At 31.3% G+C, this 12,733-nt stretch carries 12 protein-coding genes; 7 read left to right on the top strand and 5 right to left on the bottom strand.

Going from position 1 to position 12,733, the window contains the following annotated elements; genetic code table 11:
- Nucleotides 1-9: 9 nt before the first annotated feature.
- From FBE96_RS04095 to trmA, 5 genes are read left to right on the top strand one after another with little or no spacing between them, the layout of a single operon-like run.
- Nucleotides 10-2,556, top strand: a complete 2,547-nt coding sequence (locus FBE96_RS04095; protein WP_052805929.1) for a bifunctional aconitate hydratase 2/2-methylisocitrate dehydratase — start codon at nt 10-12, stop codon at nt 2,554-2,556.
- Nucleotides 2,557-2,615: 59 nt separating this feature from the next.
- The gene (locus tag FBE96_RS04090) at nt 2,616-3,854 is read left to right on the top strand and encodes an ankyrin repeat domain-containing protein (protein ID WP_052793867.1); all 1,239 of its coding nucleotides are present in this window, start codon (nt 2,616-2,618) and stop codon (nt 3,852-3,854) included.
- On the top strand, nt 3,851-4,600 hold the full coding sequence (locus tag FBE96_RS04085; RefSeq protein WP_002852646.1) for an SDR family NAD(P)-dependent oxidoreductase: 750 nt from the start codon (nt 3,851-3,853) through the stop codon (nt 4,598-4,600). The genes FBE96_RS04090 and FBE96_RS04085 overlap by 4 nt, the downstream gene beginning before the upstream one ends.
- Entirely contained in the window at nt 4,597-6,330 is a 1,734-nt protein-coding gene (locus tag FBE96_RS04080; RefSeq protein ID WP_002906028.1) for a Na+/H+ antiporter NhaC family protein, read from the top strand. The genes FBE96_RS04085 and FBE96_RS04080 overlap by 4 nt, the downstream gene beginning before the upstream one ends.
- Nucleotides 6,327-7,400, top strand: coding sequence for a tRNA (uridine(54)-C5)-methyltransferase TrmA (gene trmA / locus FBE96_RS04075; protein WP_002875202.1), 1,074 nt, complete (start codon nt 6,327-6,329; stop codon nt 7,398-7,400). Before FBE96_RS04080 ends, trmA begins: the two co-directional genes overlap by 4 nt.
- On the opposite strand, the gene FBE96_RS04070 is transcribed toward trmA, so the two are convergent.
- Nucleotides 7,387-7,803, bottom strand: a complete 417-nt coding sequence (locus tag FBE96_RS04070; protein WP_002852650.1) for a membrane protein — start codon at nt 7,801-7,803, stop codon at nt 7,387-7,389. The genes trmA and FBE96_RS04070 overlap by 14 nt on opposite strands.
- 118 nt (nt 7,804-7,921) lie before the next feature.
- Between FBE96_RS04070 and FBE96_RS04065 the strand changes: the two genes are divergently transcribed.
- Nucleotides 7,922-8,335: a CoA-binding protein gene (locus tag FBE96_RS04065; protein WP_002865607.1), complete on the top strand. Its 414-nt coding sequence runs from the start codon at nt 7,922-7,924 to the stop codon at nt 8,333-8,335.
- Nucleotides 8,335-9,546 (top strand): threonine ammonia-lyase, encoded by a 1,212-nt coding sequence (gene ilvA / locus FBE96_RS04060; RefSeq protein WP_002906032.1) that lies wholly within the window; start codon nt 8,335-8,337, stop codon nt 9,544-9,546. Before FBE96_RS04065 ends, ilvA begins: the two co-directional genes overlap by 1 nt.
- Here ilvA and truA read toward each other — a convergent pair.
- The 4 genes from truA to uppS are packed head-to-tail and all read right to left on the bottom strand — an operon-like array spanning nt 9,543 to nt 12,731.
- Nucleotides 9,543-10,268, bottom strand: a complete 726-nt coding sequence (truA, locus tag FBE96_RS04055) for a tRNA pseudouridine(38-40) synthase TruA (RefSeq protein WP_002852636.1) — start codon at nt 10,266-10,268, stop codon at nt 9,543-9,545. The two genes, ilvA and truA, sit on opposite strands and share 4 nt — an antisense overlap.
- Nucleotides 10,265-11,290: an LptF/LptG family permease gene (locus tag FBE96_RS04050; RefSeq protein ID WP_002856798.1), complete on the bottom strand. Its 1,026-nt coding sequence runs from the start codon at nt 11,288-11,290 to the stop codon at nt 10,265-10,267. The genes truA and FBE96_RS04050 overlap by 4 nt, the downstream gene beginning before the upstream one ends.
- Entirely contained in the window at nt 11,290-12,066 is a 777-nt protein-coding gene (locus tag FBE96_RS04045) for an A24 family peptidase (protein WP_002879608.1), read from the bottom strand. The genes FBE96_RS04050 and FBE96_RS04045 overlap by 1 nt, the downstream gene beginning before the upstream one ends.
- Nucleotides 12,063-12,731, bottom strand: coding sequence for a polyprenyl diphosphate synthase (gene uppS / locus FBE96_RS04040; RefSeq protein WP_002852565.1), 669 nt, complete (start codon nt 12,729-12,731; stop codon nt 12,063-12,065). Before uppS ends, FBE96_RS04045 begins: the two co-directional genes overlap by 4 nt.
- Nucleotides 12,732-12,733: the final 2 nt, after the last annotated feature.

Raw genomic sequence — 12,733 nt, 5'->3', positions numbered from 1 at the left:
GAGTAGAAAATGTCTTTTATGCAAGAATACAATAAACTTGTTGAAGAAAGAGCCGCTTTGGGTATACCACCCCTTCCTTTAAATGCAAATCAAACTAGAGAACTTTGTAAATTACTTGAAAATGAAAATAATGAAGAGCTTGCAAATCTTTTAGAAAATAGAGTAAATCCTGGTGTTGATGATGCAGCTTTAGTAAAATGTGAATTTTTAGATTCCATACTTAAAGGCAAAATCAGTGCTCCAAATATAGACAAAAAAAGAGCCTTAAGAATGCTTGGAACTATGCTGGGCGGATATAATGTTAAAGTTTTAATCGATGCCTTAAAAGATGAAAACATAGCCAAAGATTCTGCAGAAGTGTTGAAAAATATTATTTTTGTTCATGATAATTTTCATACCATAGCTGAACTTAGCAAAAACAATCCACACGCTAAAGAAGTTTTACAAAGCTGGGCAAATGCGGACTGGTTTAACAAAAAAGAAAAATTACCTCAAGTGATTAAATGTATAGTTTTTAAAGTAACAGGGGAAACAAATACCGATGATCTAAGCCCTGCAGGAGATGCTTTTACAAGAAGCGATATTCCTTTACATGCAAATGCCATGCTAAAGGTAAGACAAACAGGATCCTTAGAAAAAATCAAAGAGCTTAAAAAAAGCGGTCGTGAAGTGGTTTATGTAGGTGATGTTGTAGGAACAGGTTCAAGTAGAAAATCGGCAATAAATTCCATACAATGGCACTTAGGAAAAGAAATAGAAGGGATACCAAACAAGCACAGCGGTGGTATAGTAATGGGTTCAACCATAGCACCGATTTTCTTTAACACTGCTCAAGATAGCGGGGCTTTACCTATCATCTGTGATGTAACAAACTTAGAAATGGGCGATGAGTTTGAAATTCATCCTTATGAGGGAAAAATCATAAAAAATGGCTCTACAATTGCAGAATTTACACTCAGTCCAAACACTCTCTTAGATGAAGTTAGAGCAGGAGGAAGAATCCCACTTATCATAGGTCGTGGGCTTTGTGCTAAGGCTAGAGAATTTTTAGGCATGGAAAGTGAAAATATCTTTACCAAACCTGAACAACCTAAATCTTCAAGCGGTGGTTATACCTTAGCTCAAAAAATGCTAGGTCGTGCCTGTGGAGTTGAAGGTGTGCGTCCAGGTATGTATATAGAACCTATGACTTTAACCGTAGGCTCTCAAGATACTACAGGTCCTATGACTAGAGATGAAATTAAAGAACTTGCAAGCCTAGGTTTTAATGCAGACTTTGTGATGCAAAGCTTTTGCCATACAGCTGCTTATCCAAAAGTAAGCGATTCAAATTTACATAAAACCTTGCCCAATTTCATGACAAGTCGTGGTGGGGTGAGTTTAAAACCAGGTGATGGGGTTATTCACTCTTGGCTTAATCGTTTTGTATTGCCAGATACCGTAGGAACGGGTGGGGATTCTCACACACGCTTTCCTATAGGAATTTCTTTCCCTGCAGGAAGTGGACTTGTGGCTTTTGCTGCGGTTACTGGTTCTATGCCTTTAAATGTACCTGAAAGTGTTTTAGTGCGTTTTAGCGGGGAATTACAAGCTGGAGTTACCTTAAGAGATTTGGTTAATGCTATACCTTATTATGCAATCAAACAAGGACAACTTACCGTTGAAAAGAAAAATAAGAAAAATATTTTTGCAGGAAAAATTTTAGAAATAGAAGGCTTGCCAAACTTAAAAGTCGAACAAGCTTTTGAACTTAGTGATGCAAGTGCTGAAAGATCTGCAGCTGCTTGTAGTGTAGATTTAAGCATAGAAAGTGTAAGCGAATATATCAAATCCAATATTTCTTTAATTGAAGCTATGATAGAAGTAGGATATGAGAATAAAGCTACCCTTGCTAGAAGGGCTGAAAAAATGAGAGAATGGCTTAAAAACCCTACTCTTTTAAGAGCAGATAAAGATGCAAAATACGCTTATATTATAGATATTAATCTTAATGACATTAAAGAGCCAATCCTAGCTTGTCCAAATGACCCTGATGATGTGGCAACCTTAAGCGAAATTTTAGCCGATGATAAGCGTCCAAAAAATATAGATGAAGTTTTTGTAGGTTCTTGTATGACAAACATAGGACATTATAGAGCTTTGGGAGAAATTTTAAAAGATAAAGGCATACTTAAAACCAGACTTTGGGTAGTGCCTCCAACAAAAATGGATAAAGCACAACTTATCAATGAAGGTTATTACAGCATCTTTGGCGCAGCAGGTGCTAGAATAGAAGTTCCTGGTTGTTCTTTGTGTATGGGTAATCAAGCTAGAGTAAATGATGGAGCTGTAGTTTTCTCAACTTCTACAAGAAATTTTGACAACCGTATGGGAATGGGTGCTAAAGTATATTTAGGCAGTGCAGAACTTGCGGCAGTTTGTGCGATTTTGGGTAAAATTCCAAGCAAGGAAGAATACTTACAAATTGTTAGCGAAAAACTAAGTGATGAGCATAAGGCAAATATCTATAGATATTTAAATTTTAATGAGATTGAAAATTTCAAACTTGAAAATTAATTCAAATTTAATACTTATTTGGATTAAATAACAAAATTAAAATTTTCAAAGGAAAAATATTGAAGTTATTATTCGCTTCCTTTTGTTGTTTTGCAAGTTTAATGGCTAGTGATGCCATTAACTGCGACAACATTAAAAATAATAAAACATTGCTAAATGAAAGTTCAAATTTAGATTATTTAAATATAGCTTCAAGCTGTAAAGAATCTTTAAAAAATCAAGATTTTACAAAAAAACTCTATGCAATTTCCAATGAAATTCGCGGAAGCAATAGCTCTTGTAATGGTGTGACTTATTTGCCAAAATTACAACAATTTGATTTTTTATTATTAAAAATAGCTATCGATCCCATCGCTTATCAAAAAACTTTAGATACACCCGAAAATTTAGAAAAAAAATATGATATTTTAAAATCTTATTTTAGATATTGGGCATATCAAAGTATAGGAAATTTTAGACTTTACAAAGCTTTTTGGAAAGAATACAATAACGCTATAGAACCTTTAGAAAAGTATTTTGAAAGTAATTTTAATTTTGATAAAGGTAGTAATATTTACTATACTAGCAATGCCTTAAACGAATTTTTAAATTGGGCTGTTGGTGAAACAAAAATTTACAAAGACATTAGTCCTTTAGCAAAAATCATGTCAAATAAAAATTATTCGGTATCTTATATACAAGATTTTATTTTTTCAAATAATCCAAGCCAAGATGATCTTACTATAGCCTTGCAAGCAGCGCTTCTAAATCAAAGAGAAAAAGAAATTTTAGAACTTTTGATTCGTTTTGGTGCTAGGATTGACGAAGGTTATGAAAGTGCTATTTTTTACGCATTGGAAAGTTATGAAAATACAAACTTTTTAATCCAAAATGGAGCAAATGTTAATCAAGCCAATGCCTTTGGTAAAACCCCACTTTTTTATGCCATAGAGTTTAATCGTCTTGATATCATAAAACTACTTCTTGATAATGGAGCAAATGTTAATCAAAAATATATTAATAACAATGAAAAATTAGCATTAAGCGCGAACATAGGTTCAAATACGCCTTATTTTATTACATTTTGTGCTCTAGAGCACACTTCAAAAAATGTTTTAATGCATGCTGCAGCCTATGGAAATGTTGAAATTTTAAAACTTCTTATTTCAAAAGGAGCAAATTTTAATGCTGTTGATGATCTTGGTTTTAATGCACTCGACTTTGCGCTATCAGCAGGTAAAAAAGAAAATGCTGATTATCTAAAAAGCTTGGGTTTAAAAGCAAACGAAAATCTATTTTACGGAGGTAGTTTAGAATGAAAACCGCATTTATTACAGGAGCTAGTTCAGGTTTTGGTAGAGCTTGCGTTGAAGCTTTTATACAAGAAGGCTACAAAGCAATCGCCCTTGCTAGACGCAAAGAGCGTCTAGAAGAGTTAAAAAATGCTTACAAAGATAAGATTTACACGCTTTGCATAGATGTAAGAAATCAAAAAGAAATCTTTGAGGCTATTGAAAATTTACCCAAAGAATTTCAAGAAATTGATGTGCTTTTTAATAATGCAGGTTTAGCTTTAGGGGTAGATGAATTTGATAAATTAAACCTTGAAGATATTAACACTATGGTAGATACAAACATCAAAGGATTTTTATATGTTGCAAAAGCTATTATTCCTATACTTCGCAAACAAAAAAATGCTTATATTTTTAACTTAGGTTCGGTTGCGGGACGCAATCCTTATTTTGGAGGCAATGTGTATTGTGGAACCAAAGCCTTTGTAGGACAATTTTCATTGGCCTTAAGAAATGATCTTAGAGGAAGCAATATCAAAGTAACAAACATTGCTCCAGGACTTTGCAAAACTGAATTTAGTGAAGTGCGTTTTAAAGGAGATATCCAAAAAGCTGATGCAGTGTATGAAAATACGCAATTTATCAGTGCTAATGATATTGCCAAAGTGGTAATGTCTATCATTAACCTACCAAGCCATATTAATGTTAATGAAATCGAGCTTATGCCGGTAACACAAACTTGGAATGGATTTTATATAGAAAGAGATGAATGAATAAATTTTTAGTTTCATTGTTTTTACCTTTAGTTGCATTTGCAAACTCCTCAGAAGCAGCTGCAAATGCTAATTTATTTGGAGCTTTTACGCTTATACCACCTTTAGTTGCTATTGCTTTAGCCTTTATCACAAAAGATGTTATTTTATCGCTCTTTACTGGAGTTTTAAGTGGAACTTTTCTACTTAGCCTTTCTACAAATATTTTTAAAGCACAACATTTAACTTTTGTAAATTATTACAATACTACAGTAGAATCTTTTTCAAAAATTATTTCCTATATCTTAGGTTCAACTTCAGATCCAGTAAATGCAGGAATCATTTTACAAATTCTTTGTATAGGTGGTCTTGTGGCGCTTATCACAAAAATGGGTGGTGCGAAAGCCGTAGCGTTAAAATTTGCCAAAAGAGCCAAATCAGCTGTATCAGCTCAAGTTAACACTTGGTTTTTAGGGCTTTTAATATTTTTTGATGACTATGCTAATTTACTGATCGTAGGTCCAATTATGCGTCCTTTGGCGGATAAATTTAAAATTTCTCGTGAAAAATTTGCCTTTATTATCGACTCTACCGCAGCTCCTGTGGCAGGAATAGCTGTAATTTCTACTTGGATAGGCTTAGAAGTTTCTTTAATTAAAACCGCTTATGAACACATAGGCATTAGCGATATTAGTGCTTTTGGAATTTTTGTCGAAACCATACCTTATCGTTTTTATAATATCTTCATGCTTTTTTTTGTAGTCATGACTGCAATCATGGGGCGTGAGTTTGGTTCTATGTACAAGGCTGAAGTGCGTGCAAGAACCACAGGACAAATTGCTCCTCTACCTAAATCAGGCACACTAGATACTGCCGAATTAGAAGATCAGTTTTTAGCGCCAAAAGAAGGTATTAAAATTCGTGCTTTTGATGCTATTGTTCCTATTTTTACTTTAATCATTTTAGCTATATTAGGATTTTATTTTAATGGACTTAGCACTTTAGAAGGCGAAGAACTTGCAAAAGCAAGTGCCAATCCTTTGTCTTTTGAAACTTTTAGAGCTGCTTTTGGAAATGCTGATTCTTCTGTGGTGTTATTCCAAGCTGCTTTGTTTGCTGCTATTGTAGCGATTTTTATTGGGGTGCGTCGTAGAATTTTCAATCTTAAAGAAGCGGTAGAAACTTGGATATATGGCTGGAAAACCATGATTTTTACCATAGTATTGCTTTTATTTGCTTGGTCACTTTCAAGCATAGTAAAAGATCTAGGAACTTCTTTATTTATCACTAGTTTGCTTGCAGACAAATTGCCTGAGTTTATTTTGCCTGCTACTATTTTTGCTTTTGCCTCAGCCATTTCTTTTGCCATAGGAACAAGCTATGGAACTATGGGGATTTTAATGCCTTTGGCTGTGCCTTTAGCTCATGAAATCGCCAAAATCAATGGTATGGATGCAAACGCTATGCATCATTATATGGTTATTAATATAAGCTGCGTTTTAACAGGTGCGATTTTTGGAAACCATTGCTCACCAATTTCAGATAATGTAATCCTTTCATCTATGAGTGCAAAATGCGATCATATGGAGCATGTAAGAACACAAATTCCTTATGCTTTATTTATCTGTGGCATTTCTTTAATCGCTGGATATATTCCTGTATCTTTAGGACTTAGCGTTTGGTTTGTCTTGCCTTTAAATTTCATACTTATTGCACTTTTACTAAGACTCATCGGAAAGAAAGTTCCATGAGTCTTGAAAATTTTGGAAATTTTCTCACTTTAGATGAAAAACATTCTTTCATAAAAAAATATTTTAAAGAATTTTATACAAAGGATTTTAAACTTTTTGCTTCAAAAGATAAACATTATCGTACAAGAGCTGAACTTTCATTTTATCATGAAAATGATACGCTTTTTTATGCAATGTTTGATCCAAAAAGCAAAAAAAAGTACATTATAGAATATTTAGATTTTGCTGATGAAAAAATTTGTGCTTTTATGCCAAGACTTCTAGAATACTTGCGTCAAGATAATAAATTAAAAGAAAAACTTTTTGGTGTAGAATTTTTAACCACAAAGCAAGAACTTAGCATAACCTTACTCTATCATAAAAATATAGAAGATATAAAGTCAAATTTAGAAAATTTAAGCAATATTCTTCATATCAACCTCATAGCAAGAAGTAAAGGCAAAAAACTTATTTTTAAAACAGAAAATCTAAGACAAACTTTAAATATTCAAGATAGAAAAATATTTTATGAATTTAACAACGATTGTTTTATTCAGCCTAATACTGCTATAAATGAAAAAATGATTACTTGGGTGTGTGAAATTTTAAACACTCAAAAAAGAATGGATTTGCTTGAGCTTTACTGTGGATATGGAAATTTTACTTTAGCTTTAGCGCCATTCTTTTTTAAAATTTTAGCCACTGAAATTTCAAAAAGCAATATTAATTTTGCTTTAAAAAATTGCGAGCTTAACAATACAACAAATATCCACTTTGCAAGACTTTCAAGCGAAGAATTAAGTCTTGCTATCAAAAAAGAAAGAGAATTTTTTCGTTTAAAAGATATTCGATTAGATGATTTTAATTTCTCTCATGTTTTAGTTGATCCACCCCGTGCAGGACTTGATAAAAGCGTAATTGACTTAATAAAAAAATATGAAAATATTATTTATATTTCTTGCAATCCTATCACTTTAAAAGAAAATTTAAAAGAATTAAGCCTAACACATAGAGTGGAAGAGTTTGCTCTGTTTGATCAATTTGTCAATACTCCACATCTTGAATGTGGAGTATTTCTTAGCAAGGTATAAAAAAATAATTCATTAATTTAGCCAGTATTACTATCGCGATACAAAGCACAAATACAAAAGGGTGGATAAAAACACCGAGTGGATTTTTCTTCTTTAATATAAAATGACAAAATAAAGAAAAAACAACTAAAGATAAAATTCCAAAAGCCAAAATAATTTTTACAGCAAAAAGTAAATTTAAAGGTTTAAAATGAAAACCTGCCAAAGCACCTCCACTTAAAAAAAGCAAAAGAACAACAAAAGGCATTATTTTAACTCCAGTAGCACTAAAAAGACTTTTGTCAAAATTAGGATTTTTCTTTTTAACTACACCCAAAACAAATACATCAACAAACAAATAACCTATAAACAAAATAGCACAAAGAAGATGGATTGTTAAAGTATATGGATAAAATTCTTCCATTTTTCCCTCCTTATTAAACTTCGGAATTTGCTATATTATAACACTTTTTTCATTTTTTGAATTCACTTTAGTTAATTTTTTAATCATTTAAGATAAAATACCAAAACAAAGGTTAACAATGAACGAAAAAGAAACTATCTCTTATATTATAAATACAAGTAAAAATATTGTCATATTTGCTTTAAGTCCAGATAAGACAAAAGCTTCTTATAGGGTAGCAGAATTTTTACAAAGAAAAAATTATAAAATTTTTCCTATTTATCCTAAAGAAGAGTTTATTTTAAATGAAAAAGTTTATAGAAATTTAGATCAAATAGAAGAAAAAATCGATACACTTATACTTTTTAGAAAAGGTGAAGTGGCGCTAGAAATTCTTCCTAAGCTTGTTGAAAAAAATATTAAAAACCTATGGCTTCAACTTGATATTAGTAATGAAACAGCCAAAGAAGAATGTAAAAAATTAGATATAAATTTTATACAAAATCGTTGCATTATGCTAGAATATCCGTATTTTAAAACAAAGGAAAAATAGTGTTAGAGCTTAATAAAATTTACAAAGCAAAACAACAAATTTCAGGATTTGTAAACAAAACTCCTTTCATATACTCTTCTTTTTTAAGTGATATTTGTCAAAGTGAGATTTATCTTAAAAATGAAAATTTACAAATTACAGGTGCTTATAAAATTCGTGGAGCTTACAATAAAATAGCCAATCTTAGCACTGAACAAAAACAACATGGAGTCATTGCAGCAAGTGCGGGAAACCATGCTCAAGGCGTGGCCATTAGTGCAAAAAAATTTAGCATTAAAGCAGTTATCGTAATGCCAGAATCCACTCCACTCTTAAAAGTTTCTGCTACAAAAGCCTTAGGAGCAGAGGTGATACTCAGAGGAGATAATTTTGATGAAGCCTATGCTTTTGCAACCTCTTATGCTAAAGAAAATAATCTTAGCTTTATCCATCCTTTTGAAGATGAATTTGTAATGGCAGGACAAGGAACTTTAATGCTTGAAATGCTTGATGAAATAAGCGATCTTGATATGATTATTGCACCTGTTGGAGGCGGAGGACTTATAAGCGGTATCTCAAGTACAGCTAAACAAATCAATCCTAACATTAAAATCATCGGAGTTGGAGCCAAAGGAGCTCCTGCAATGTATGAAAGTTTTCATGCTAAAAAAATCAAAAATGCAAAAAGCGTACGCACTATAGCCGATGGTATTGCTGTGCGTGATGCAAATCCTATAAATTTTAACATTATCTTAGAATGTGTAGATGATTTTATCCAAGTTGATGATGAAGAAATAGCTAATGCGGTATTGTTTTTACTCGAAAAACATAAAATCATAGTCGAAGGTGCGGGAGCTGCGAGTGTAGCCGCCCTGCTTCATCAAAAAATAAATACACAAAATCATAAAAAAATTGGCGTAGTTTTAAGCGGAGGCAATATCGATGCACAAATGCTAAATATCATCATAGAAAAAGGTTTATTTAAATCTTACAGAAAAATGCAAATTCATGTTACTTTAGTAGATAAACCTGGGGCATTATTACACCTTACAGACAGCTTAAAAATAGCCAATGCAAATATAGTAAAAATCGACTATGATAGATTTTCTACCAAGCTTGATTATGGCGATGCGATGATTTCAATTACCCTAGAAACCAAAGGTAAAGAACATCAAGAAGAAATAAGAAAAATTTTAACCCAAAAGGCTTTTAATTTCTATGAAAGTTTTTAATAACATATACGGCTTAAATAAAGCCCATTTGGCGGTGCTAAAAAGTGATTGTATTGCTTTTTAGCTTCAATCTGTTCTTTGAGTTCTTTTTCACTCATTTTTCCTTCTAAAACTTTTAAAACGCTTGCTACGCTTAATCTAATTTGCCCTCTTAAAAAACCATTAGCTTTAAAATGAAAAATGCTAAAATCTTTATAAGCATAAGCTCTAGCAATAAAAATTTCTCTTAAAGTCGTTTTATTATCCCCTCCACTTTTGCAAAAAAACTTTAAATCCTTTTTTCCTACAAAAAAACCCAAAAGTTCATTAGCTTTACCTAGGTCAAATTTAGGATAAAAATGTACATAAGAAGCCATAAAAGGACTATAAGAAGCGTGAGAAAATATATAGCGGTATTCTCTACTTTTTACATCAAATCTTACTTCAAAATCATCTTTTACTTTTTCAATTTTTTTGATATGGATAAAAGGATGGGAAAATTTATTAAGTTGTTTTTGAAGATATTCTAAATTTGTAAAATAATCTCCACACTCCACACTAGCTACAGCATAGCTTGCATGTACTCCTTTATCTGTACGAGAAGCCATCAAAAGAGGTGAAAAAATACCCAAATGCGATAAGGCCCCACTTAAAGCATCTTGAACACCTTTTTTATGAGGCTGAGTAGCAGAACCTAAAAAAGCAGAGCCATCATAAGAAAATATAATTTTTATTTTCATCAATATCGACTCAAAATCATTTTCTTAAAACAATAAGCCGAAACAAATAAACTTAAAGAAAAAATTCCAAGACAAGCCAAAATTGGAGGTTGAGAAAAAGAACTTAAAAGTCCAAAATATATAGCAATCACTCCAAACATACCTAAATACACATAGCCTTTTTCATAACGATAAGTAACCAAACCAAAACAAAGCGCAAAAAGCGTACTAGCAAGTGGAAACAAGGCTATAGTTGTATAAATCACAAATTCTCTTGCTCTTTGTGGATTTTCGTTTAAATCATTCCAGTATTCATAAAATTTCTTTGTTTGAAGATTGTCTGTATTAAACTGAGTATTTACTACTAAAGTGTCAAATTCTCCACTAAAAATACTTTGACCTTGCTCAAAATTATACATTTTGCCTTGATTTAAGCTAAAAGCAAAGCTATCATCTTTTCTTTGCACATGCGCTTCTTTGGCTATGATAAGTTGTTCTTTATCATCTGCTTTATGTTTAGGGCGATACATAATTATGTTTTCATACTTATCACTATCTTGTTTTTCTATAAAAATCATCCAGTCTAAAAATTTTTGTCCAAATTCTCCTGTTTTGTAGTTAAATTTCACTTGAGTGCTTTTATAGTTTACAAAGTTATCCTGAAGTTCAAATACTATAGGTATCATTACCAAAGCTACAACAAGCATAAAAGCACTAATCAAGCTTGCAATTTTAAGGAAAAATTTTGCCAAAATCATTGGTGAAAATCCCAAAGTAAAAAGCACTATGCTTTCATTTTCCTTAGAAAGCCTAAACAAAGCCAAAGTTAAAGAAATAAAAAAAGATATAGGCAAGGTAAAAATTAAAATTCTAGGCAACATAAACCCATAAAGCTTTAAAAGATCCAAAAAACTAATCTCTATACTTGAAGTAAGTTTTGCAAGTTGAATAAAAAACACCATAGATACAATAGCAAAAAGTACGAAAAATATAGACAAATTCGTACTTAAAAATTGATTTAAAACATATCTTAAACTAAGCTTCATTAGAATAATCCTAAGTTTTTATAAAATAAAACTGCCACAAAAGCGATATTTAAAAAGGGTATCATAGCAAGTTCTTGCTCTTTTATTGCTTTAATTCTAAAAAAAATAAAAAAAGGCAAAGTCAAAATAGAAGCTATAAATAATACTAAAAATCCATACTCAAAACCTAAAATTCCACCTATACAAGACATAATAATAATATCAGCATCACCCAAATTTTCTAAAATTTCATCTTTTTTTTGGAAATTCATTAGAAAAAAAACCAAACTTTTTAATAAAAAAACAAATCCTCCAAAACTAAAAGCATTTAGTAAAAAACCTCCACTAAACTCTTTAAAAATCAAAAAATGTAAAATTTCACTTTCCCTAAAGGCGTAAAAAAAAGCAAATAAAAAAGCACTCCAAAGTAAAATTTGTGGTACGGCTTTGAGTTTAATATCAATTAAAGAAAGTAAGAAAAGATTAAATAAAAATAGAGATAAAAATAAAAAATCATAAAAATTTTGACTTAAAGAATAAACCAAAATAAGCAAAATTGCGCCTAAAATTTCATTGATTAACAAAGAAATAGACAAATGACATTTACAAGTTTGACATTTTGCCTTTAAAAAAATATAAGAAAAAATAGGAATAATTTCATAGTATTTTAATTTTGTATCACAAGAAAAACAAAAAGAGCGCGAGATAAAAAAGGGTTTTTTTTCAATTATCCTACTTGCCAAACTTGTGCAAAAAGAACCCAAACAAGCCCCTAGAATTATTATGAAAAATATCATTTTCCAAAAGTTCTTTCTCTATTTCTAAATTCTTTAATAATCCTTTTAAATTCTCTCTTGGTAAGAGATGGAAATAAAGTTTCACTAAAATAAATTTCAGCATATGAACACTGCCAAAGTAAGAAATTTGAAAGTCTTTTAGCGTTTCCAACGCGAAGCATCAAATCCACATCTAAAGGTAAATCTAAATTTTGCGTTAAATTTTCTTCATTTAGCTCAAGTTTTTTTTCAATCACACGCTTAGCAGCTCTTATAATCTCATCTCTTGCACCATAACTTATAGCCAAATTAACACAAAGTGCGTCACAATGCTTTGTTTTTTCTTCAACTAAGGTAATTTTTTCTCTTACTTTATCTTCCAAGCGCGATAAATCACCTATAGCTCTTAAACGCACATTATTTTTTTCAAATTTTTCTAAAGCTTCATCTAAACAACGATCTAAAAGTTCAAAGATAAAATCAATTTCATCTTTAGGACGCTTCCAATTTTCCGTACTAAAAGCAAAAAGGCTTAAATTTGAAATATTTTCTTCCATGCAAACTTCCATCAATTTTTGCATAGTTTTGACTCCTTGGGAATATCCAAGCTTTGCCAAAAAACCCTTAGCTCTAGCCCACCGCCTATTGCCATCCATAACAACAGCAAGGTGTTTTAATTCATTCATTT

Origin of the sequence: Campylobacter sp. CFSAN093241 (assembly GCF_012889595.1) — a bacterium.
Lineage (GTDB): Bacteria > Campylobacterota > Campylobacteria > Campylobacterales > Campylobacteraceae > Campylobacter_D > Campylobacter_D jejuni.
The sequence above is the reverse complement of the archived record's forward strand: the minus strand, read 5'-3'. Positions and strand labels throughout refer to the sequence as shown.

What these genes read in the sequence shown, in the direction of transcription:
- FBE96_RS04095 (WP_052805929.1), top strand. Translation starts at nt 10, where the DNA reads ATGTCTTTTATGCAAGAATACAATAAACTTGTTGAAGAAAGAGCCGCT.
- FBE96_RS04085 (WP_002852646.1), top strand. Translation starts at nt 3,851, where the DNA reads ATGAAAACCGCATTTATTACAGGAGCTAGTTCAGGTTTTGGTAGAGCT.
- FBE96_RS04080 (WP_002906028.1), top strand. Translation starts at nt 4,597, where the DNA reads ATGAATAAATTTTTAGTTTCATTGTTTTTACCTTTAGTTGCATTTGCA.
- trmA (WP_002875202.1), top strand. Translation starts at nt 6,327, where the DNA reads ATGAGTCTTGAAAATTTTGGAAATTTTCTCACTTTAGATGAAAAACAT.
- FBE96_RS04070 (WP_002852650.1), bottom strand. Translation starts at nt 7,803, where the DNA reads ATGGAAGAATTTTATCCATATACTTTAACAATCCATCTTCTTTGTGCT.
- FBE96_RS04065 (WP_002865607.1), top strand. Translation starts at nt 7,922, where the DNA reads ATGAACGAAAAAGAAACTATCTCTTATATTATAAATACAAGTAAAAAT.
- FBE96_RS04050 (WP_002856798.1), bottom strand. Translation starts at nt 11,290, where the DNA reads ATGAAGCTTAGTTTAAGATATGTTTTAAATCAATTTTTAAGTACGAAT.
- FBE96_RS04045 (WP_002879608.1), bottom strand. Translation starts at nt 12,066, where the DNA reads ATGATATTTTTCATAATAATTCTAGGGGCTTGTTTGGGTTCTTTTTGC.
- uppS (WP_002852565.1), bottom strand. Translation starts at nt 12,731, where the DNA reads ATGAATGAATTAAAACACCTTGCTGTTGTTATGGATGGCAATAGGCGG.